General features: G+C 67.3%; 19 protein-coding genes. 5 read left to right on the plus strand and 14 right to left on the minus strand.

What is annotated here, in order from left to right:
- Window positions 1-58: 58 nt before the first annotated feature.
- From AC13GF_RS15770 to AC13GF_RS15780, 3 genes are all read right to left on the minus strand, one after another.
- Window positions 59-478: a hypothetical protein gene (locus AC13GF_RS15770; protein WP_483005238.1), complete on the minus strand. Its 420-nt coding sequence runs from the start codon at window positions 476-478 to the stop codon at window positions 59-61.
- A 230-nt stretch (window positions 479-708) separates the two neighbouring features.
- Entirely contained in the window at window positions 709-1,887 is a 1,179-nt protein-coding gene (locus tag AC13GF_RS15775) for a glutathionylspermidine synthase family protein (RefSeq protein ID WP_483005239.1), read from the minus strand.
- A gap of 7 nt (window positions 1,888-1,894) precedes the next feature.
- The gene (locus tag AC13GF_RS15780; protein WP_014038869.1) at window positions 1,895-2,467 is read right to left on the minus strand and encodes a DUF1190 domain-containing protein; all 573 of its coding nucleotides are present in this window, start codon (window positions 2,465-2,467) and stop codon (window positions 1,895-1,897) included.
- Window positions 2,468-2,876: 409 nt separating this feature from the next.
- Between AC13GF_RS15780 and ilvD the strand changes: the two genes are divergently transcribed.
- Together ilvD and AC13GF_RS15790 are read left to right on the plus strand one after the other, a co-directional pair.
- Window positions 2,877-4,715, plus strand: a complete 1,839-nt coding sequence (gene ilvD / locus AC13GF_RS15785) for a dihydroxy-acid dehydratase (RefSeq protein ID WP_483005240.1) — start codon at window positions 2,877-2,879, stop codon at window positions 4,713-4,715.
- A gap of 226 nt (window positions 4,716-4,941) precedes the next feature.
- The gene (locus AC13GF_RS15790) at window positions 4,942-6,114 is read left to right on the plus strand and encodes a DUF418 domain-containing protein (RefSeq protein ID WP_123959203.1); all 1,173 of its coding nucleotides are present in this window, start codon (window positions 4,942-4,944) and stop codon (window positions 6,112-6,114) included.
- A gap of 106 nt (window positions 6,115-6,220) precedes the next feature.
- On the opposite strand, the gene dinG is transcribed toward AC13GF_RS15790, so the two are convergent.
- The 3 genes from dinG to aroE form a co-directional block, all read right to left on the minus strand.
- The gene (dinG, locus tag AC13GF_RS15795) at window positions 6,221-8,323 is read right to left on the minus strand and encodes an ATP-dependent DNA helicase DinG (RefSeq protein ID WP_483005241.1); all 2,103 of its coding nucleotides are present in this window, start codon (window positions 8,321-8,323) and stop codon (window positions 6,221-6,223) included.
- A gap of 167 nt (window positions 8,324-8,490) precedes the next feature.
- Window positions 8,491-8,844, minus strand: coding sequence for a hypothetical protein (locus AC13GF_RS15800; protein ID WP_483005242.1), 354 nt, complete (start codon window positions 8,842-8,844; stop codon window positions 8,491-8,493).
- Between the two features lie 3 nt (window positions 8,845-8,847).
- Window positions 8,848-9,693, minus strand: coding sequence for a shikimate dehydrogenase (gene aroE, locus AC13GF_RS15805; protein WP_483005243.1), 846 nt, complete (start codon window positions 9,691-9,693; stop codon window positions 8,848-8,850).
- A 48-nt stretch (window positions 9,694-9,741) separates the two neighbouring features.
- On the opposite strand from aroE, the gene AC13GF_RS15810 reads away from it, so the two are divergent.
- Complete coding sequence (locus AC13GF_RS15810; protein ID WP_483005244.1) at window positions 9,742-10,605, plus strand: TolB family protein; 864 nt, start codon at window positions 9,742-9,744, stop codon at window positions 10,603-10,605.
- A gap of 30 nt (window positions 10,606-10,635) precedes the next feature.
- On the opposite strand, the gene AC13GF_RS15815 is transcribed toward AC13GF_RS15810, so the two are convergent.
- The 4 genes from AC13GF_RS15815 to AC13GF_RS15830 form a co-directional block, all read right to left on the minus strand.
- On the minus strand, window positions 10,636-10,905 hold the full coding sequence (locus AC13GF_RS15815) for an SHOCT domain-containing protein (protein WP_049424121.1): 270 nt from the start codon (window positions 10,903-10,905) through the stop codon (window positions 10,636-10,638).
- A gap of 32 nt (window positions 10,906-10,937) precedes the next feature.
- The gene (gene hemB / locus AC13GF_RS15820; RefSeq protein WP_057501007.1) at window positions 10,938-11,927 is read right to left on the minus strand and encodes a porphobilinogen synthase; all 990 of its coding nucleotides are present in this window, start codon (window positions 11,925-11,927) and stop codon (window positions 10,938-10,940) included.
- Window positions 11,928-11,946: 19 nt separating this feature from the next.
- Window positions 11,947-12,864: a bestrophin family protein gene (locus AC13GF_RS15825; RefSeq protein ID WP_483005245.1), complete on the minus strand. Its 918-nt coding sequence runs from the start codon at window positions 12,862-12,864 to the stop codon at window positions 11,947-11,949.
- A 122-nt stretch (window positions 12,865-12,986) separates the two neighbouring features.
- Window positions 12,987-13,235, minus strand: a complete 249-nt coding sequence (locus tag AC13GF_RS15830; protein WP_006475755.1) for a hypothetical protein — start codon at window positions 13,233-13,235, stop codon at window positions 12,987-12,989.
- Window positions 13,236-13,419: 184 nt separating this feature from the next.
- On the opposite strand from AC13GF_RS15830, the gene AC13GF_RS15835 reads away from it, so the two are divergent.
- On the plus strand, window positions 13,420-13,878 hold the full coding sequence (locus AC13GF_RS15835) for a hypothetical protein (RefSeq protein ID WP_483005246.1): 459 nt from the start codon (window positions 13,420-13,422) through the stop codon (window positions 13,876-13,878).
- Between the two features lie 456 nt (window positions 13,879-14,334).
- On the opposite strand, the gene AC13GF_RS15840 is transcribed toward AC13GF_RS15835, so the two are convergent.
- From AC13GF_RS15840 to AC13GF_RS15855, 4 genes are all read right to left on the minus strand, one after another.
- The gene (locus AC13GF_RS15840; RefSeq protein ID WP_483005247.1) at window positions 14,335-16,134 is read right to left on the minus strand and encodes a DUF885 domain-containing protein; all 1,800 of its coding nucleotides are present in this window, start codon (window positions 16,132-16,134) and stop codon (window positions 14,335-14,337) included.
- Window positions 16,135-16,201: 67 nt separating this feature from the next.
- A complete protein-coding gene (locus tag AC13GF_RS15845) occupies window positions 16,202-16,717 on the minus strand; it encodes a cytochrome c oxidase assembly factor Coa1 family protein (RefSeq protein WP_483005248.1) in 516 nt (171 codons plus the stop codon).
- Window positions 16,718-16,742: 25 nt separating this feature from the next.
- Window positions 16,743-18,968 (minus strand): S9 family peptidase, encoded by a 2,226-nt coding sequence (locus tag AC13GF_RS15850; RefSeq protein ID WP_483005249.1) that lies wholly within the window; start codon window positions 18,966-18,968, stop codon window positions 16,743-16,745.
- 187 nt (window positions 18,969-19,155) lie between these two features.
- Window positions 19,156-19,845: a glutathione binding-like protein gene (locus AC13GF_RS15855; RefSeq protein WP_483005250.1), complete on the minus strand. Its 690-nt coding sequence runs from the start codon at window positions 19,843-19,845 to the stop codon at window positions 19,156-19,158.
- 110 nt (window positions 19,846-19,955) lie between these two features.
- Between AC13GF_RS15855 and AC13GF_RS15860 the strand changes: the two genes are divergently transcribed.
- The gene (locus AC13GF_RS15860) at window positions 19,956-20,585 is read left to right on the plus strand and encodes a TIGR00645 family protein (protein ID WP_032129129.1); all 630 of its coding nucleotides are present in this window, start codon (window positions 19,956-19,958) and stop codon (window positions 20,583-20,585) included.
- Window positions 20,586-20,747 lie beyond the last annotated feature (162 nt).

The raw sequence follows: 20,747 nt of genomic DNA on the forward strand, positions 1-20,747 counted from the left end.
CCACAGCGCCGACCAAGGTCGGCATCTACCAACGACGGTTGCCGGCCAGCGGCCGGTACTACCCCTGCAACAACCGCCGCTGCAACCGCTCCACCGCACGCTGCAGCAACACCCGGTTGCGGGCCAGCTTCATCCACTGCGGCAGGCGCGAAAACATGGATCCATTGTGTACAGCGCCGCGCTCGCGCAACGTCGATACCGCATAGTCATGCAATGCCTGAAGGTGCTCGGCGTTGTAGGCCCAGAGCAAGCCTGCGCGGGTCGGTTCAACCAAGCGCAACGGCAATCCGAAATGCGGATCTGCAGCCTCTGCTTCACGCAGCGGGGAAGCCGTGACCGAAACATCACTGGTTCGTCCACACTGCTCACAGCGAGCAGGAAAAGTGGTCGGTGCGGGTGTACCCGATGCAATGTGCCGATTGACGCACAGCCATTGATGACCACAGTAGCCGCACGGCCGATGTCCCTGCATGCGCATCGCACCGACCCAATCCGAGCCATCCAGGGACGCACTGCACCCGGTGCAGCGGAACCGCGCTGACGTCCTGCAGCAAGTCTTGCTGGTAACCACCCAACCAGGCGTATCACAACGATGGCAGCGCACCGCGACCGGGTCGGAGAACGACCGAAGACCACGACCATCATCAAAATGTCGCCCTGCCACCGGCGTCACTCGTCCTCGTCGACCTTTGGGGCGCCGCACCGGCATCAGACGTAGATCCGCGTCGGCGCCTCATCAACGATCGCGTGCGGCACGAAGCGCGCACTGTCGCGGGTGATCGCGCTGTCGTCCTCGCGGATGCCGATGCCGCAGGCGTGGTCACCGATCACCCAGCTGCCGATCAGCGGGTAGCCGCCTTCGAAGCGGGTGAGCGGATGGGCGCGCTGGATGATCGCCGGGCCATCGTAGGGACCGTCGCTGCGCTGGGTGCTGCCATCGGCCAGGTGCATCTCGATGTTCGCGCCTTCGCGCGAGAACAGCGGCTTGCGCACCCAACCCGAGGCCAGCGCGCTGCCGTCATCGAAATGCGCTTCCAGCAGGTTCGGGTGGCCCACGTTGCGCTGCCACAGCAGCGGCAGGATGCCCTTGTTGCTCAGCACCGCCTTCCACGCCGGTTCCAGCAGCTGCACGCCCGAGCCGGGCAGCGCGCGGCCGAACTCTTCAGCCATCAGGTCTTCCAGCGGATACAGCTTGAACAACGTGCCGATCACCGAATCATCCAGCGCGGTGAACCGGCCATCCTCGGACAGACCGATGTCCTCGACGGCGATAGCCTGCCCATGCAGGCCGGCCTGCGAGGCGCAGTCGCGCAGGTAGTCGACAGTGCCGCGATCTTCTTCGGAGCTGCCCACCGCACTGAAATACAGTGGCGGCGGCAACTGCGTGGCCAGTTCGCTGAAACGCTTGACCAACGCTTCGTGGATGGCATTGAACTGGTCAGCATGCTGCGGCAGGCGACCGGCGTTGCGCTGGTCTTCCAGCCACTGCCATTGGAAGAAGCTGGCCTCGAACAGCGAGGTCGGCGTGTCGTAGTTCAGTTCGTACAGCTTGGCCGGGCCAGTGCCGTCGTAGGCCAGGTCCAGGCGGCCATAGAGGTGCGGCTGGCGCTGGCGCCAGCTGTCGGCGATCCAGTCGCGGTAGTGCGACGGAATCGCCAGCTGGTCCATCAGCCGTTCGCTGCCGATGACATCGCCGACCAGATCCAGCGCCATCTGATGCAGCTCGGCGCTGGGGTCTTCGATGTCCTGCTCGATCTGGCGCAGGGTGAACGCGTAGTACGCGCTTTCATCCCAGTATGGCTGGCCGTCGATGGTGTGGAAGCGGAAACCCGCCTCTTCCGCGCGTGCCCGCCACTGGGCACGCTCGGCAATCCGGATACGCTGCATGGGTCGATCAGCCGCCGTAGCTGCCGCTGGTGCTGCGGCGCGCGCTGGTGTTGCCGAAGCCACCACGGCTGGCAGTGACCGCACGGTTCGGTTCACTGGTGACCGGGGCCAGGCCAGCCTTGCCCGCGCCGATGCCGCTGGCGGTGTTCAGGCCGCCGCTGCCACCCGGTGCCGGGCGCGCCCAACCGGCACTCTTGTCCTGGTAGGCCGGCGACGCCGCCGGCGCCTGCGGGGCGAGGCCGCCGCGGTTGCTCAGCATCTGCGACATGAAGAAGCCCATCATCATCGGGCCGATGAACGAGGTGCCGGCCGAGGTGTGCTGCTGCACGCACTGCTCCGGCTTGTAGTCCTTCTCGCAGGCCTCCTTGCTGGCGTACTTCGGCGCCGCATCGGCGGCCTGCTTCTGCGCTTCGGCGAAGGCATTGCGGCACGACGACGGATCGCCGGTGGCCTCGGTGCAGGCCTCGACCGAGGTGTACAGGCCTTCCTGCACCTTCACCTCCGGCTCCTTCTGGCAGGCGGTGAACAGCAGCGGCGCGGCGCTCATCAGCAGCAGCGCGGTGGTGCGGGAACGTTTCATGGCCTCATGCCCTGTCGACGGATCAATGCCCCAATGATGCCAAATCCGGACCAGCAACCGGAATCGGCAAAGTCCGAAAGATGAACGGACTTTCATTTTCGTCGGCATTGGGGTCAGAGCCCATCGCGCCGCGATGGGATCCGACCCCAGGCGACGCACCGCTCTAGTAGGTGCCAACCTTGGTTGGCACACATCCCGCGGCGCCCGGTCATGCCCGGCACGCGCAGCCAAGTCTTCGGCAAGAAGCCCCCTTGTTGTTCAAGGGGGGCGCGCCGAAGGCGCGGGGATAAGGGGAAATGCGCGGACCACCAAGCCGCTGCAAGCGGTGAAGGTGGTTGCAGCAGCAACCGAAAAAATTGGCCATGATCGGCTGACTCCCACGTCGTACGGCCCGCCCGTTCCGCCAGCCATGCCCGAATACCGTTCCCGCACCTCCACCGCCGGCCGCAACATGGCCGGCGCCCGCGCCCTGTGGCGTGCCACCGGCATGAAGGACGGCGACTTCCACAAGCCGATCATCGCCATCGCCAACTCCTTCACCCAGTTCGTGCCCGGCCACGTGCACCTGAAAGACCTCGGCCAGCTGGTCGCGCGCGAGATCGAGCAGGTCGGCGGCGTCGCCAAGGAATTCAACACCATCGCCGTGGACGACGGCATCGCGATGGGCCACGACGGCATGCTGTACTCGCTGCCCAGCCGCGAGATCATCGCCGACGCCGTGGAGTACATGGTCAACGCGCACTGTGCCGACGCACTGGTGTGCATCAGCAACTGCGACAAGATCACCCCCGGCATGCTGATGGCCGCGCTGCGCCTGAACATCCCGGTGGTGTTCGTTTCCGGCGGGCCGATGGAAGCGGGCAAGACCAAACTGTCCGAGCACAAGCTGGACCTGGTCGATGCGATGGTGGTGGCCGCCGATGACAGCGCCTCCGACGAGAAGGTGGCCGCGTTCGAGCGCAGCGCCTGCCCCACCTGCGGCTCCTGCTCGGGCATGTTCACCGCCAACTCGATGAACTGCCTGACCGAAGCGCTGGGCCTGTCGCTGCCCGGCAACGGCACCACGTTGGCCACCCATGCCGACCGCGAGGCGCTGTTCCGCCGCGCCGGCCGCCTGATCGTCGAACTGTGCCACCGCTGGTATGGCGGCGAAGACCCCAGCGCGCTGCCGCGCGGCATCGCCACCCAGGCCGCATTTGCCAATGCGATGACCCTGGACATCGCCATGGGCGGCTCCACCAACACCATCCTGCACCTGCTGGCCGCAGCGCAGGAAGCGGAGGTCGACTTCGACCTGACCCACATCGACGCGCTGTCGCGGCGCGTGCCGCAGCTGTGCAAGGTGGCGCCGAACACGCCGAAGTACCACATCGAGGACGTGCACCGCGCCGGCGGCGTGTTCGGCATCCTCGGTGAACTGGACCGCGCCGGCCTGCTCGAAACCACGGTACCCACCGTGCACAGCGCCAGCCTGGCCGAAGCGCTGGAACGCTGGGATGTGGTGCGCAGTGACAACGACACCCTACACACCTTCTTCAAGGCCGGCCCGGCCGGCATTCCCACCCAGGAAGCCTTCAGCCAGGCCACGCGCTGGCCGACGCTGGACGTCGACCGCGCCGAGGGCTGCATCCGCTCGCTGCAGCATGCGTACTCACTGGAAGGTGGCCTCGCCGTGCTGCGCGGCAACCTGGCCGTCGATGGCTGCGTGGTGAAGACCGCCGGCGTGGACGAATCGATCCACGTATTCGAAGGTCCCGCGCGTGTCTATGAAAGCCAGGACGCCGCCGTTGCCGGCATCCTCGCCGACGAGGTGCTGCCGGGCGAGGTGGTGGTGATCCGCTACGAAGGCCCGAAGGGCGGCCCCGGCATGCAGGAGATGCTGTACCCGACCAGCTATCTGAAGTCGAAGGGGCTGGGCAAGCAGTGCGCGCTGCTGACCGATGGCCGCTTCTCCGGCGGCACCTCCGGCCTGTCGATTGGCCATGTCTCACCGGAAGCCGCCAGCGGCGGTGTCATCGGCCTGGTGGAAGATGGCGACCGCATCCGCATCGACATTCCGGCCCGCCGCATCGACCTGCTGCTGGATGAGGCCACGCTGGCACAGCGACGCGGCGACGCCGATGCGCGTGGCTGGAAGCCGCGTGCGCCGCGCCCGCGCAAGGTCACCAGCGCACTGAAGGCCTACGCCCTGCTGGCCACCAGCGCCGACAAGGGCGCCGTACGCAACACCGCCCTGCTGGGTGATTGACCGCCATACGGTAGTGCCGGCCGCTGGCCGGCATCTGTACTGCGACGCCCCACATCAATGAGGTTGCCGGCCAGCGGCCGGCACTACCTCTGCAACAATCGCCGCATCGCTCTGGTGGGTGCCAACCTTGGTTGGCACGGAACCCACAGCGCCGACCAAGGTCGGCATCTACCAACAACGGTTGCCGGCCAGCGGCCGGCGCTACCGATCCGCTACTCTGCGCGGCATGACCCAACGCCCGCCGCGCCAACCCCTCATCGATGCCCTGCGCGGATTCGCGCTGCTCGGCGTGTTCCTGGTCAACCTGCGCTTCTTTTCGCTCGATGCACTGATGACCGAGGCCGCGCAGCAGACCCTGCCAAGTGCCCCGTTTGATCACGCCATCCGCACCGGCATGGAATGGCTGGTGGACATGAAGGCGATCACCCTTTTCTCGCTGCTGTTCGGCATGGGCGTGGCGATGCAGATGGACGGCAATGCGCAGGGCAGCATGGCCGCGCACCTGCGGCGCATGGGTGTGCTGCTGGTGATCGGCCTGCTGCATTCGGTACTGCTGTGGTGGGGCGATATCCTGCTGGTGTACGCACTGGTCGGCTTGCTGTTGCCGCTTTTCCGGCACCTGGGTGATCGTGCCCTGCTATGCAGCGGCGTGATCATCGCCCTGCTGCTGCCACCGCTGCTGTCGCCGTGGATACGCGAATGGGTGGCCCTGCTGACTCCGCGCGCGCAGATGAATGCCACAGCGCTCGATGCATTGGCGCACGGCAGCCTGGCCCAGGCGTGGTGGCGCAACCTGCAATTGGCGGCGTGGCTGAAGCTGAGCAACTGGGCACTGCTGCTGTTCGTGCTGGGCCGCTTCCTGCTGGGCTACTGGGCGGGCCGCCGCGGCTTGTTGCAGCAACCGCGCGCGCATCTGCCTCTGCTGCGCGTGATCGCTCTCGGCGGTCTGCTGCTGGGCATCGTGTTCCTCTGGATCGATGTCAATGCAGATGCGCTCAAGCAGGCGTGGCCGGCGCTGCGTGGGGGCGTGCCCGGCTACCTGCTGCGCGTGTCGTACCGCGTTGCGCCGCTGGCATTGGGCATCGCTGCGGCAGCGATCTTCGCCCTGCTCTATCTGCGCCCGTGGGCCGAACGCGTGCTGCGCGTATTCGTTCCGGCCGGGCGCATGGCACTGAGCAACTACCTGCTGCAAAGCGCGATCTGCGTACCGCTGTTTGCCGGCTTCGGGCTGGGCATCGGCCCGCGGCATGGATTGTGGCCGGTGCTGCTGGTGGCTGCAGTAGTGTTCCCGCTGCAACTGCTGGCGAGCGCATGGTGGCTGCGCGGCCATCGTTTCGGGCCGGTCGAATGGCTGTGGCGCAGCGCCAGCGAAGGGCAATGGCTGCCGTTGCGGCGGTAGACACTACGGGGGCAGAAAAGGGGACGGAGGGAATTAAGTCGTTTACGGCAAAAACGACTTAATTCCCTCCGTCCCCTTTTTGCCGGCCAGCGGCCGGCACTACCGGTCAGCCGATCACGCGCTTGAACGGCGGCAGCGCGTCGATGATGCGCTTGCCGTAACGGCGGGTCAGCAGCCGCGAATCGAGGATCACCACGCGGCCGGTGTCGGTGGAGGTGCGGATCAGGCGGCCGGCGAACTGGGTCAGCGTGCGCAGCGCATGCGGAATCGCGATCAGGTTGAAGGCATTGAGCCCACGCCCCTCGAACCACTCGCTGAGGGTGGCAGTCTGCGGGTCGGTCGGCACCGCGAACGGCACCTGGGTGATCACCACCGTGGTGCAGGCTTCGCCGGGCAGGTCGAGGCCCTCGCCGAACGAGTTCAGCCCGAACAGCACCGAGCCTTCACCCGCCGCCACGCGGCGCAGATGCTCGTCAATCAGGCGGGTCTTGGACATCTCGCCTTGCACCAGCACCTGCTTGCGGCGCGCGGCCGACATCAGCCCGGCTACCTTCTCCATTTTCCAGCGCGAGGTGAACAGCACCATCGAGCCCTTGGCCCAGTCCAGTTCGGTGTCGAGATAGCGCGCCACTTCGCGCGGGTGGCCTTCGCGGTCATCAGGCGTGACCGGGAATTTCGGCACGATCAGCTCAGCCTGGTTGGGCAGGTCGAACGGCGAGGACAGCGAGACCATCTCGGCCTCTTCCGGAATGCCGTTGTCGATCGCCAGTGACTGGAAGTCACCGCCGCCGGTCAGCGTCGCCGAGGTCATCACCACCGAATCCACTTCATCCCACAGCAGCTTGCGCAGCACGTGCGCGGCCGATACCGGCGAGCCGTGCAGCACCAGGTCGCCATCGCGGGTAGCGGTGACCCAGCGCGCCATCGGCGGCGCGCCGTCCTTGTCCTCGCGGCGCCAGGCCTGCCACAGGTTGTACTGCTGTTCGATCATCTCCAGCGCCATGCCCAGGTTGCGCTGCAGGCGCTCGCGCGCGGCATCGTCCGGCTTGCCCTTGGCCACCTGCGCGGTGGCGGCATGCGCCCAGTTGTAGAGGCTGCGGGTATCGTCGGCCAGTGCTTCGATCGGCTCGCGCCACGCCTCGGGCAGGCGCCCATTGGCCGCGCGCCACATCGGCTCTTCGTCGGCCGGCGCAGGCATCCACACGCGCTCGATATGATCGCGGAACGCGCGCAGCTGCTTGGCCACGTTGCTGGCCACCTCGATCGCTTCGTTCGGCAGCAGGTTGCCGAGGCGATCCTTGTCGACCGCGCGGTAGGCACCGGCAATCAGGATCTGCAGGCGACCGGTGCGTTTGGCCATCTCGTCCAGCGCCAGGCTGGCCGCGCCCTGGTCGATCGCCACGTTGCCGATGTGATGGCCTTCATCCAGCACCAGCAGCATGTCCGACGGCGGTGCGATCAACGGCTGGCCGTTGTCGCTGTCGCCGATCGACAGCGCCGACAGCAACAGCGCGTGATTGGTGACCACGATCTGCGCATCACGCACGGTGTTACGCGAACGCAGCACCGCACACTGCGCCGAATAGGCACAACGGCGCCCCGCGCAGCCCGAAGCCGGCGTGGTGATGCGACTACGCAGGCCGGGGCTGATGGTCTCCGGTGCGTTGTCGATATCGCCATCCCAACTGCCGCCGGTGAAGGCATCGGTCAGGCGCTTGGCGATGTCCATCTCGATCGGTGCCAGCGGCCGGTCGAACAGGGGCGCGTCATCCTCGAACATGCCGCCCTGCGAGCCCTCGCCCTGCGCTTCGGCGGCATTGCGCGTGCACAGGTAGCGGGTACGGCCCTTGGCCAGCGCCACGGTCGCTTCCAGGCCGGTGGCCTTCAGGAAATTCGGAATGTCGCGCTCGACCAGCTGCGACTGCAGGGCCACGGTGCCGGTGCTGATCACCAGCTTCTTCTTGCTGGCCAGCGCGATCGGTACACCTGCGGTGAGGTAGCCCAGGCTCTTGCCGACGCCGGTGGGCGCCTCGACCACGCCGACGCCGCCACTTTTCGACAGCGCGCGCGACACCACGCCGATCATCTGGCTCTGCGAGCGGCGGGTGGAGAAGCCGGGCGTATTGGCCTGCAGCGTCGTGTACGCCTTGCGGATCGCATCCTTCAAGGGGTCATCGAGCGTGCGCGGAGCGGCGACGGTTTCGGTCACGCCGGGAATTACCGTGGCTGGATCAGGCCGGTCATTGTCGCATGGCAGGCCGCATTCACCGTTGCCGGCACCCTGAACGGGCCAGCGACGACGCCTGGCGGCGGTCACGGTCCGATCGCCGGACCGCCCAAGGGCCAGATACGCCGGGCATGGCCCGGCGCTGCCGCTCAGGCCGCCGGGATCGTACGGCTACGCAGCACGCGTACCAGTGCCCACACCAGCAGCACCACGCCGATGGCCTCGACCATCGCCAGCGCGAAATGCAGCACGCCGAGGATGGCGCCCATGCCCGAGATGGCGCTGAAGTTGCCACTGCTGACCAACCACATCGGCAGGACACCCGCCGCCAGGCCGCCCAGGCTGGACAGCAGCAACAGCACCAGGCCGACCAGAGCACCGGTGCGGGTGGCATCGCGCGGTGCGCCGACCACCCAGACCAGGCCGATGCACAGCGCGATCAGTACCGGCAGGCGCACGCCGACCATGCTCAGCACGGTCACCATCAACGTTGTGCTGTCCATCGATCAGTCCTCGCCGGCCAGCACGGCCGAGCCCTGCCGCAGGGTCTGGTAGACCTCGTCGGTCTGCGGGCGCACGCCATGCCACTGCAGGAAGCTCTCGGCCGCCTGTTCGACCAGCATGCCCAGGCCATCCACGGTATTGCGGCAGTTCGCCGCGCGCGCCCAGGCCAGGAAGGCGATGGCCGCCTCGCCGTAGTTCAGGTCGACGGCGGTGGTCATTGAATTGACCAGCGACAGCGGCAGCTTGAACTCGACGTCGCGGTCGCGGCCGGCCGAGGTGGCATTGACGATCAGCTCGAAGTCGCCCAGGTCACGCAGGTCTTCCCCGTAGCGGCTGATCGCGCGGCCCGGTTCGCCCATCGCGTCGATCAGTTCATCGGCGCGTTCCGGCGTGCGGTTGACCACCACCAGCTCGGTGATGCCGGCATCGAGGAAGGCCGGGGCGACGCTGCGCGCGGAGCCACCGGCACCGATCAGCAGCATGCGGCGGCCACGCAGGTCCAGGCCATGGCGGTCGGTGAGGTCACGCACCAGGCCGATGCCATCGGTGGTGTCGCCATGCCAGCGGTCGCCCTTGCGCAGCAGCGTGTTGACCGAGCCGGCGCGGCGCGCACGTGCGGTCAGGGTGGTGCACACCGAGAACGCGGCCTCCTTGTGCGGCGAGGTGACGTTGGCGCCGACACCGCCGTCGGCGGCGAAGGCTTCCAGGCCGGCAAGGAACGCATCCGGGGCCAGGTCGATCGCGCGGTAATCCACCGCGATGCCTTCCTGGCGACCGAACGTCGCGTGGATCTGCGGCGACTTCGAGTGGGCAACGGGGTGTCCGAAGACGGCGTAACGGTCGGTCATGGAATCCTCAAGCTGGCTAGACTGATGCTCTTTCGTGCACGGACCCGGATGATGCGCATCACCCCGCCCCTGCTGGTGCTTGCCGCCAGTCTACTCTCTGCCCCCGTGGCGATGGCGTTGAACGAGTACGGTATCGAAGGCATGGGCGTGGTCTCGACCCGTGCCGACGAGGGCCGCGCCACGATCAGCGCCGATGGCCAGCGCATCGTTTTCGCCCGCCGCAGCGAAGCTGGCTGGGGCCTGTGGGAGGCGCGCGTGGTCGACGGCCGCTGGCAGCAGGCGCAGGCCTTGCCGGTAAGCGTGGCCGGTGAGGCCCGTGATCCCTACTTCAGCCGTGACGGCCGCTGGCTGCTGTTCGCGGCCGGCCACGAGGGCAAGCTGGCGCTGTATCGGGCCGCGCTGGCCGCCGATGGCCAGCTGGGCAGCGCGCAGGCCCTGGCCGGCGATGGCGGGCGCCGGGAAGAGCGCGGGCCGGCCCTGAGCGCGGACGGCCAGCGGCTGTTGTTTGCCCGCCAGCAGGGCCGTGGCGCTGGTTGGGACCTGTTCGTGGCAACGCTGGATGCGCAGGGCGTGCGTGGCCCGGCCACCGCACTGACCGCGTCGAACAGCGCCGACGACGAGACCGACGGCGACTGGCTGGGCAATGACGGCGCCGTGGTGTTCAGCCGCGGCAACGGCACGACCGCACAGGTGTGGAGCAGCGGTTGTGCGTGGACCGGCGCGTCGCTGCAGCCATTGGGGCTGTCGTTCAACCAGACCGGTGGCTGGACCGGCGCGCCGGTGATCGACAACGCCAAGCCGGGCGAGATGATGGTCGCCAGCAGCGCGGCGAAGGCCCCGCGTGCCGGTGGCGTGGATGTGTACCGGCTGGCGGCGCCGAAGGTGGCGGCGGTGGCCGGGTGTATCCGGTAGATCCACGCCATGCGTGGATGGAACGCCCGGTCAGCGCGACAACACCTTGGCGCGCAACTGCTCGTACTCCACCTCGCTCAGCTGGCCATTGTCCTTGCGCTGGTTCAGCGCGGCCAGTTCGGCCTGCACGCTGTCCGGCAGGGCCTGCTCACGGGCGACATGCCGGGCGGCGGAGAGCTGCTCCGGCGGGCGCTTGCCGGCCCGCCAGGCAGCGATGAAGACACCGACGATGATGGCGCCGAACACCAGCGTACCGATGCCCCAGATCAGCCATTGCATCCATCCCAGTTCGGGTCCCATCGCGTATTCCTCCGTCTATCGTGGCGCTATTGTCAGCGCTCGCGCAGCCATCGCGCCACCTGCGGCGCGAAATAGGTCAGCACGCCATCGGCACCGGCCCGCTTGAAGCCCAGCAGCGACTCCAGCACGCAGGCGCGCTCGTCCAGCCAGCCATTGGCGAAGGCGGCCTTCATCATCGCGTACTCGCCACTCACCTGATAGGCGAAGGTCGGCACGCCGAATTTCTCCTTCACCCGGCGCACCAGGTCCAGGTACGGCATGCCCGGCTTGACCATCACCATGTCGGCGCCCTCTTCCAGGTCCAGCGCGATCTCGCGCAGGGCCTCGTCGCCGTTGGCCGGGTCCATCTGGTAGGTCTTCTTGTCGGCCTTGCCGAGGCTGGCGGCGCTGCCCACCGCATCACGGAACGGACCGTAGAACGCCGAGGCGTACTTGGCCGAGTACGCCATGATGCGCACGTTGATGTGGTTGTCGGCATCCAGCGCACGACGGATCGCGCCGATGCGGCCGTCCATCATGTCCGACGGCGAAACGATGTCGACGCCGGCCTCGGCGTGCGATACCGACTGCTTGACCAGTGCGTCGACGGTGATGTCGTTCAGCACATAGCCCTTGTCATCGATGATGCCGTCCTGGCCGTGGGTGGTGTACGGGTCCAGCGCCACGTCGGTCATCACCCCCAGCTCCGGGAAGCGCGACTTCAGCGCGCGGATCGCACGCTGCGCCAGGCCGTCCTCGGCCCACGCCGCCGATGCATCCAGCGACTTCAGCGACGGGTCGATCACCGGGAACAGGTCGATTACCGGAATGCCCAGCTCCAGCGCCTCTTCGGCCACCTTCAGCAGTTCTTCGATCGACAGCCGCTCCACGCCCGGCATCGACGGTACTGCGGTGCGGCCGGCCAGTTCGTGCACGAACACCGGGTAGATCAGGTCGTCGGTGGTCAGCGTGTTCTCGCGCATCAGGCGGCGTGAGAACTCGTCATGGCGCATGCGGCGCGGGCGGTAAAGCGGGTGGGACATGGCAGGCTCCGAGGAGTGGCTATTGCAACAGGTAACCCTGCGGCAGCAGGGGTTCGGGCAAGGGGCGTTCGCCGAGCGCGTCGAGCTGGTCGATCTCGATCGTGCGCACCAGCGCGTCCAGCGGCAGGTCGTTCGGCTCCAGGCCGAACGGGTCTTCCATTTCTTCGCCCAGCTGGTCCAGGCCGAAGAAGGCATAGGCCAGCACCGCCGACAGCACCGGCGTGCCCCAGCCCAGCGAACTGGCCAGGCCGAACGGCAGCAGCACGCAGAACATCCACGCGCAGCGGTGCAGCAGCAGGGTGTAGGCGAACGGCAGCGGCGTGGTGAGGATGCGCTCGCAGCCCGCCTGGATCGACGACATCGCGTGCAGACGGTCCTCCAGCTGGGCGTAGAGGATCGGGTCGAGGTCACCGGCACGCAGGGCCTGGGCCAGCTCGGCGGCGATCATCGACAACAGCGCGTCGGGCACGTTCTCACGCTGGCCGAGCTGTTCGCGCTGGCGCTTGTCCAGCCACGGCAGGGCCATCAGCGCCACGATGCGTCCGCGCAGGCGACCGGCCAGGGCATGGGCGAAGGCGGTGGTGAGGTAGGCGATGCGGCGGCGACGGCCGGTGTCATCGGCCAGCAGCAGGTTGACCTGGCGGGCCAGCGAGCGCGATTCGTAGACCAGCTGGCCCCACAGCTTGCGGCCTTCCCACCAGCGCTCGTAGCAGGCGCTGTTGCGGAAGCTGAGGAAGATCGACAGCACCAGGCCAAGCAGGGTGAACGGCGTGACCGAGACACGCTCGATGCCGGTCGGTGGCGCCAGTTCCACCACGGCGGCCACCGCAATGGACAGGATCAGGATGGCCAGCACTTTGGGCGCGATCGCTTTGACGATCGAGCCGCGCAGGATGTACAGCAGTTGCCAGCCGTGGGGACGGGGTCGGATGATCATGGGGCAGCCGCGCCGGGCGCGGATTCACAGGCACGCGGGGGGCTCGCGCAGCCATTCATTGTACGCCCCTGCCAGGCGATGGACCGAGCGCCTGCGACGCCCTGTCGCACCCGGGTACGGGCTCAGATCACGCCGCCACCCAGGCCGAGGCGGAGGATGCCGACCACCACCACGATGCCGTTCAGGACCAGACCGGCCCAGGCCCGGCCACGCTTGCTCGGGTGGGTGAACAGGATGCCCAGCGCGGCGATGACCGCGCCCACCGCAGCGAACGGGATCAGGAACCAGTTGCCCCAGCCGAGCAGTGGAATCAGCGCCAGGATCATCCACAACAGCGCCAGTACGCCCCACAACAGACTGATCACACCCATGCCGCTCTCCCGCAGTTGGTTCCTGCCCCAACCATAGACGTTCCCGCTGCCGCCGCCTACTGCCATTGGCAGGGCTGTCACCCGCACCGTGCTAGCGTGCTGCCGTGCGTGCCCTGGCCCGGGTGTTGGCGCCGATTCAGAGTGGCCCGCCGATGATCGCAACCAGTCCTACAGGGGTCGTGCCATGAACATCCGTTGGGCCGCGTTGGCGGCCATCCTGCTGGTCGCCGCGGGCTGTGCCAGCACCTCCAAGGTGATGCTGGGCCGCGCCCGCGCACCGATCGATCCGGCGCTGGTGCAGATCTACTCGACGCCACCGGCCGGTTCCCAGGAAATCGCCCAGCTGGAATCGGCGTCCGCCGTCGGCTTCGGCACCCAGGGCCAGACCGATGCCGCCGTGGCACGCCTGAAGCGTGAGGCCGCCGCGCTCGGCGCCAATGGCGTGGTGTTGATGGGCGTGGGCAGCAGTGGCTCGCCGGTGGGCATGTCGGTGGGCGCCGGCACGTACGGTTCGCACGTCGGTGGCGGCGTCGGCATCGGTATTCCCACCACGCAGAAGCGCGCTGCCGGCGTCGCGATATGGGTGCCGAATCCGGCACCGCCAGCGCGGTTGCCGACACAGGTGATTACCCCGCAGCGGTGACGCAGCAGCGTCGCCGCGGGTAGTGCCGGCCGCTGGCCGGCAACCTCAGGAATCCCCTCTACGCCAGGGCAATGCCGGCCAGCGGCCGGCACTACCCCTGCAACAACCGACGCATCGCTCTGGTGGGTGCCAACCTTGGTTGGCACGAACCCACAGCGCCGACCAAGGTCGGCATCTACCAACACCGGCTGCCGGCCAGCGGCCGGCACTACCCCTGCAACAACCGGCGCATCGCTCTGGTGGGTGCCAACCTTGGTTGGCACGAAACCCACAGCGCCGACCAAGGTCGGCATCTACCACCAATGATTGCCGGCCAGCGGGCGGCACTACCCCTGCAACACCGACGCATCGCTCTGGTAGGTGCCAACCTTGGTTGGCACGAAACCCACAGCGCCGACCGAGGTCGGCATCTACCAACACCGGTTGCCGGCCAGCGGCCGGCACTACCGGTGATGCTCAGCGCTTGTACTTCGGCACGAATACCTTGTTCACTGCGTCGGCCAGCTGGTCCGGCGGCAGCAGGCCCTGGTCGAGCAGGAAGTTGTTGAAGGCCAAGCGGTCGAACTTCGCGCCCAGTGCCAGCTCGGTCTGCATGCGCAGTTCCAGGATGCGGGTATAGCCATAGAAATAGCTGCCCGCCTGACCCGGCATCCGCACCATGTAGCGGTCCAGTTCCTGGGTGGCCATCGCCTTGGACAGGCCGACCTGCTCAATCAGCACACGCTCGCCGTTGGCGCGGTCGGTCAGGCCGAGGTTGAGCATCGGGTCCAGCATCGCGCGCGCGGCACGCAGCAGGCGGAACTGCAGGGCGATCATCTGACCGTCCAGCGGCTCGTACGGCACCATCTCGGCCTCGGCATACAGCGCCCAGCCTTCCACGTTCACCGAATTGAACGCGAACATCGTGCGTGCCAGCGACACGCCACGTTCGACCATGGCGGTGAACTGCAGCTCGTGGCCGGGGCGGCCTTCATGCGCGCTCAGCGTCCATGCCGCTGCACCGAAATTGAAGTCGTCGTACTGCGCACCCGGGCCCGCCGCCGGGTTGCCCAGCGGCAGCACGAAGGTGCCCTGCTGCCCGGTATTGTTGACCAGCGGCGCCGGCAGGAAGTGCGGGGCCGGGCTGGCCGCGCTCTCGGCGGCCGAACCCAGGCGCATCTGCATGGCGCGCTTGGGTACGTCGACGATGGCGTGCTCGCGGATCAGCGGATCGATCGCGTCGATCACCTTGCGGTAGTGGCCTTCCAGATGGTCGTCGGCAATCTTGTCGGCCTTCAGTGCGCGGATCACCGCCACCGGGTCGCTAGGGTCGGCCACCTTCAGGCCCTTGTCCTTCGCCACCAGCGGCGCCAGCTGCTGCATCGCCGAGCGGGTTTCCATGAACTCCAGCTGCGCGCGCTGCATCAGCAGCTTCGGGTCGATGTCGATGCCGACCTGCTTGAGCTGGTATGCGTACAACGGTGCCGGCAGGCGTGCGTCGGTACGCGCCTTCGGCAGCACGGTCGTGCGCGTCCAGCTGGCGTAGTCCTTCATCTGTCCGGCCAGTGCCTTCATCGCTTCATCGGCGCCGGCAATCTGGTACTTCTTCAGCAGCGACTCGATACCGGTGATGTAGGTCTCGACGTTGTCCAGCGACTGCTGCACTTCGATCTTCGTCGGCTGCAGCAGGCTGCTGTCCTTCAGCCGTTCCTCGTAGCGCTGGCGGGCCAGCGTGGTGAAGGCGGTGCCGCCCGGCTGCAGGCCGGCATAGGCCTTGAGGCGGTCGACGGCCTTGGCCCGGCGCTCGGCCGGCACCTGGTCGGACAGCAGCAGGTTGAGGCCGCTGAACACGGTCTGCGGCGCATCGCTCCACGGCAGCAGGTACTTCTCGTTGAGCTCGCTGCCTTCGATGTTCTGGCTGGCGGCATGGATCATGATCTCCAGGTCCTGGCGGACATTGGGATCCTTTTCGGCGGCCAGCTTTGCCTTCAGTTCGTCGCGGGCCTTGGCCATCGCGGCGCGATAGCGCCTGCTGTTGTCCGGGCCAAGATCGGCCACCTTGTCGTCGTAGCCGGGAACGCCGAAGAAGCCGGTTTCCTCCGGCTGGAACGGGCCCTGCGCATCAAGCAGGATCTGCGCCAGTGCATTGCTGCGGGCGACCCAGGCGGGGCTGGCCGGGGTGGCGGCCTTGGCGGTGGGTGCCGCCAGCGCCGGTGGTGCGGACAGCAGCGGTGCAGCAGTCAGGGCCAGGGCAACGGCGAGCGCAATCGGCTTCATGGGACACTCCAGCAAAGGGTTGCCCGCACCCTACGCGCTCACGGCGATGGCGACAATCGGCTGGAGGTCACAGCGCGGCGGTCAGCGGGCAATCGCCGCGATCACGGCAGGCCTGCAGCTCGCACTCCCCCGCAGCCTCGTCGTCATCCAGCGCGGTAAGATCGAAGGTCTGCTTGTCTTCGGCCAGTACATACATCACCGGGTAATCCCAGACTTCGTCACGACGGCTGCCCTGCACGAACAACCGGCCGTGCGCATGCGGCCCTTCCAGCGCAACGGTCAGGCCGACATCGCGCTGGCCGTTGATCGCGGTCTGCATGCTGCCCAGCGGCATCGATTCGATCTGCAGCGGCTCGCCGAAGGCTTCCACCAGTTCGATGCTGCAGCCCGCGCGACGCAGCGCTTCGCGCATCGGCGGGCTCTCGCGTGCCGCCTCGCTCCAGCGCAACACGCTCCAGGTCACCACGCCACCGGCACCGCCCAGCACCAGCACCACCGTCAACGGCATCGCCCAGCGCCAATGACGGCACCACCAACCGGCGGACGTCTGTCGATGGGCGGGAATCGGGGGTGGCAGGGTCATCGGCGGGCTCCTTCCCGGCTGCGGATCAGGGCTTCAGGCAACGTCCCAGGAAGGCTTCGGCCACGCGGTAGCGATGCAGGGCATCGGCGCCGGACAGGCCATGCTTGGCACCCGGGTAGGTCATCAGCTCGAACGGCTGTGCACGCTTCTGCAGCGCGCTCATCAGGCTGGTCGAATTGGTGAACAGCACGTTGTCGTCGGCCATGCCGTGGATCAGCAGCAGCGGCGAACGCAGGCCGTCGATATGGGTCAGCACGCGCGCTTCGCGGTAGCCCGCTTCATTGCGCGCCGGCAGGTCCATGTAGCGTTCGGTGTAGTGGCTGTCGTACAGGCCCCAGTCGGTCACCGGCGCACCGGCCACGCCACAGGCGTACTGGTTCGACGCCTTGGCCAGCAGCATCAGGGTCATGTAACCGCCGTTGGACCAGCCCTGCACGCCGATGCGCGCCGGGTCCACCCACGGTTGCTGCTTCAGCCAGGTCACGCCGCGCAGCTGGTCGGTCACTTCCACCGTGCCCTGCTTGCCATACAGCGCGCCACCGAAGTCGCGGCCACGGCGCGGGGTGCCACGGTTGTCCAGCGAGAACACCACGTAGCCCTGCTGGGCCAGGTACTGGTTGAACAGGTGGTCGCCACGGCCGGGCCAGCTGTTGGTGACGGTCTGGCTGGCCGGGCCACCGTAGACGTACACCGCCACCGGGTAGCGCTTGGACGGATCGAAGCCGGCCGGCTTGATCAGGCTGTAGTTCAGCGGGGTCTTGCCGTCGGCAGCCATCAGCGTGCCGAACTCGACCGGGCGCTGTGCATCGCGGTAGCGCGCGTACGGATGCTTGGGATCGGCCAGGTCGTTCTCGAGCAGGGTGGCGATTTTCTCGCCATTGGCGCGGAACAGTTCGATCTGCGGCGGCGTGGTGCTGTTGGACCAGCTGTCAACGTAGACACTGGCGTTGCGGGCGAAGCTGGCGCTGTGCATGCCCGGTGCCTTGGACAGGCGCTGCGGCTCACCGCCCTGCAGCGACACCGCGTAGATCTGGCTTTCGCGCGAGGTCTCGATGCCGGCACGGAAGTAGGCCTTTCCGGCCTTTTCATCGACCGCCAGCAGTTCGTCCACCGGCCAGTTGCCGTGGGTCAGCGCGGTGGCCCTGCCCTTGCTGTCGATGCGGTACAGGTGCTGGAAGCCGGTGCGCTCGGACGACCACAGCACGCTGCCGTCATCGAGGAAGCGCAGGCTGTTGTGCAGCGGCACCCAGGTCGGGCTGGTCTCGTGGGCGAGCACGCGCTGGCGGTTGGAATCGAGCGCCACTTCCACCAGGTCCAGCTGCCTCTGGTCACGCGACTGGCGCTGGAAGCTCAGGTGCTGCGCATCGCGCCAGTCGACGCGGGCCAGGTAGATGTCCTGTTCCCTGCCCAGATCGACCCAGCGCGGCTGCGCGTCGGCGGCCGGTGCGATCACGCCCAGCTGCACGCGCACGTTGGCGTCGCCGGCGGCCGGGTAACGCTGCTCGATCACGTCGGTGCGGTCGGCGTAGACCTCGTAGCGCTTCTGCACCGGCACCGGTGCCTCGTCGATGCGGGCGAAAGCGATGGCCGAGTCATCCGGCGCCCACCAGTAACCGGTGTGACGGTCCATTTCTTCATCGGCGACGAACTCGGCCACGCCGTTGCCGATGGTGGTGCTGCCATCACGGGTCAGCTGCAGCTGCTTGCCACTGGCCAGGTCGATCACCCACAGGTTGCGGCCGCGGATGAAACTGACGAAGCCGCCCTTGGGCGACAGCTTGGCGTCGGTGGCGAAGCCTTCACCGTGGGTCAGCTGGCGTACCGCGGCCTGGCCCTGCTGCTTGAGGTCATACAGGTAGAGTTCGCCGCCCAACGGGAACAGCAGGCGCTGCGCGTCCGGCGACCACTGGTAATCGACGATGCCGGTCATCGCGGCGATGCGCTGGCGTTCGCGGCGGGCCTTTTCCTCATCACTGAGGGTTTCGGTGCCGGGCAGCACCACCTTGGAGTCGACCAGCAGGCGGGTCTGGCCGCTGCCGATGTCGTAGGTCCACAGGTCCAGCTGGTTGCGGTCGCTGTCCTTGCCGCGCAGGAAACTGACCTGCGAACCGTCCGGCGCCACCTTCGGCTTCATCAGGGTCGGGCCGGACAACGGCAACGGGCCGGTGATGGCTTCCAGGGTCAGCTTTTCAGCGTGGGCGGCGGTTGTGGTGGCGAGCATGAGGGCGAGCGAAGCGAACAGGTGGCGCATGGAAGGTCCCGGCAAACGGCAGGTCCACCCCGGCTCGGAGCACGGGGCGGTCGTTCCCCATCCTAACCAAGCCCGTGCAGGAAGGCAGCATGACCTTTTGCCCATAAGGCGTGCGGACGAGTGCCGACCAACGGTCGGCACCCACCACCAGTAGATCCACGCCATGCGTGGATGACGCTGTCCTGGGTCAGCGCTGGCCGAACAGGTGCTTGCGCTCTTCGTCGCTGAGCGGCTTGCCGGCGTTGGGGTTCACCTGCTGACGCAGGGCATACGCGCGCTGGGTGGCCGGGCGTGCGGCAATCGCTTCATGCCAGCGCTTCAGGTTCGGGAACGCGGCGAAGTCCACCGGCAGCTTGTCGTAGGCGCCGATCCACGGATAACTGGCCATGTCGGCGATGGTGTACTCGTCGCCGGCCAGGAAGGCGTGCTGGGCCAGGCGCTTGTCCATCACCCCGTGCAAGCGGCGCACCTCGTTGTCGTAGCGCTCGATGGCATACGGGATCTTGTCCGGCGCATACACATTGAAGTGGCCCATCTGGCCGCTCATCGGGCCCAGGCCGGCCATCTGCCAGAACAGCCATTCCAGGGTGGTGACGCGGCCGCGCGGGTCGCTGGGCAGGAACTGGCCGGTCTTTTCGGCCAGGTACAGCAGGATCGCGCCGGACTCGAACACGCTCTGCGGGGCGCCGCCATCGGCCGGAGCATGGTCGACGATGGCCGGCATCTTGTTGTTCGGCGAGATGGCGAGGAATTCCGGCTTGAACTGGTCGCCCGAGCCGATGTTGACCGGGTGGATGCGGTACTCCAGGCCGGCTTCTTCCAGCAGCAGGGTCACTTTGTGGCCGTTCGGGGTGGGCCAGTAATACAGGTCGATCATGGCGGCGGCTCGGGGTGCGGAAAGGAACCTGAAGTCTAGTGCGTGAGTTGGGTTGGCACCGTCACGGCGGGCCGGTAACCTCGCGGCTCCCCCGAAACGCACTGTCCTGCATGAGCCACAGTCCTCGCCCCCTGTCCCCATTGTCCTCGCTGATCTTCGCCTCGCGCTGGCTGCAGCTGCCCCTGTACCTGGGCCTGATCCTTGCCCAGTGCGTCTACGTGTTCCTGTTCGGCAAGGAACTCTGGCACCTGCTGTCCCACTCGGTCTCGATGGGCGAACAGCAGATCATGCTGATCGTGCTGGGCCTGATCGACGTGGTGATGATCTCCAACCTGCTGGTGATGGTGATCGTCGGCGGCTACGAGACCTTCGTCTCGCGCCTGCGCCTGGAAGGCCATCCGGACCAGCCGGAATGGCTGAGCCACGTCAACGCCAGCGTGCTGAAGGTGAAGCTGGCGATGGCGATCATCGGCATCTCCTCGATCCACCTGCTGAAGACTTTCATCGCCACCAGCGCGCTGAAGGGACTGCCGCTGTGCAAACCGGAACAATGGGCAGCAGCAGTGTCGTCGGCTTCGACCAGCTTCTACAACGCTGGCGTCGATACCTGCACGACCATGACCCAGGAAGGCGTGTTGTGGCAGACCATCATCCACTGCGTGTTCATCCTGTCGGCGATCGGCATCGCCTGGACCGACAAGCTGATGTCCAACAGTCACAGCAAGTCGCACGACCACTGATGCAGCAACCGGCAGCGGCGCTTCGCCGCTGCCCCGTCCCGGCCACCGCCCCTTGTACGCGGCGGTGGCCGGGATGCTAGATTGCACCCTCGCCGTTGCCGGCGGTGGCGTCGGGAAACGTCATCGTTCCGCGCCCGGACCACAGGTCCCGGCCATGCGTAT

This window comes from Stenotrophomonas sp. 22LJNL06-5-1 (genome assembly GCF_056861455.1).

What these genes read in the sequence shown, in the direction of transcription:
- AC13GF_RS15835 (WP_483005246.1), top strand. Translation starts at nt 13,420, where the DNA reads ATGAACATCCGTTGGGCCGCGTTGGCGGCCATCCTGCTGGTCGCCGCG.
- AC13GF_RS15845 (WP_483005248.1), bottom strand. Translation starts at nt 16,717, where the DNA reads ATGACCCTGCCACCCCCGATTCCCGCCCATCGACAGACGTCCGCCGGT.
- AC13GF_RS15790 (WP_123959203.1), top strand. Translation starts at nt 4,942, where the DNA reads ATGACCCAACGCCCGCCGCGCCAACCCCTCATCGATGCCCTGCGCGGA.
- hemB (WP_057501007.1), bottom strand. Translation starts at nt 11,927, where the DNA reads ATGTCCCACCCGCTTTACCGCCCGCGCCGCATGCGCCATGACGAGTTC.
- AC13GF_RS15770 (WP_483005238.1), bottom strand. Translation starts at nt 478, where the DNA reads ATGCGCATGCAGGGACATCGGCCGTGCGGCTACTGTGGTCATCAATGG.
- AC13GF_RS15780 (WP_014038869.1), bottom strand. Translation starts at nt 2,467, where the DNA reads ATGAAACGTTCCCGCACCACCGCGCTGCTGCTGATGAGCGCCGCGCCG.
- AC13GF_RS15860 (WP_032129129.1), top strand. Translation starts at nt 19,956, where the DNA reads ATGAGCCACAGTCCTCGCCCCCTGTCCCCATTGTCCTCGCTGATCTTC.
- AC13GF_RS15825 (WP_483005245.1), bottom strand. Translation starts at nt 12,864, where the DNA reads ATGATCATCCGACCCCGTCCCCACGGCTGGCAACTGCTGTACATCCTG.
- AC13GF_RS15840 (WP_483005247.1), bottom strand. Translation starts at nt 16,134, where the DNA reads ATGAAGCCGATTGCGCTCGCCGTTGCCCTGGCCCTGACTGCTGCACCG.
- ilvD (WP_483005240.1), top strand. Translation starts at nt 2,877, where the DNA reads ATGCCCGAATACCGTTCCCGCACCTCCACCGCCGGCCGCAACATGGCC.
- AC13GF_RS15855 (WP_483005250.1), bottom strand. Translation starts at nt 19,845, where the DNA reads ATGATCGACCTGTATTACTGGCCCACCCCGAACGGCCACAAAGTGACC.
- AC13GF_RS15830 (WP_006475755.1), bottom strand. Translation starts at nt 13,235, where the DNA reads ATGGGTGTGATCAGTCTGTTGTGGGGCGTACTGGCGCTGTTGTGGATG.
- AC13GF_RS15850 (WP_483005249.1), bottom strand. Translation starts at nt 18,968, where the DNA reads ATGCGCCACCTGTTCGCTTCGCTCGCCCTCATGCTCGCCACCACAACC.
- AC13GF_RS15815 (WP_049424121.1), bottom strand. Translation starts at nt 10,905, where the DNA reads ATGGGACCCGAACTGGGATGGATGCAATGGCTGATCTGGGGCATCGGT.
- AC13GF_RS15775 (WP_483005239.1), bottom strand. Translation starts at nt 1,887, where the DNA reads ATGCAGCGTATCCGGATTGCCGAGCGTGCCCAGTGGCGGGCACGCGCG.
- AC13GF_RS15810 (WP_483005244.1), top strand. Translation starts at nt 9,742, where the DNA reads ATGATGCGCATCACCCCGCCCCTGCTGGTGCTTGCCGCCAGTCTACTC.
- AC13GF_RS15800 (WP_483005242.1), bottom strand. Translation starts at nt 8,844, where the DNA reads ATGGACAGCACAACGTTGATGGTGACCGTGCTGAGCATGGTCGGCGTG.
- aroE (WP_483005243.1), bottom strand. Translation starts at nt 9,693, where the DNA reads ATGACCGACCGTTACGCCGTCTTCGGACACCCCGTTGCCCACTCGAAG.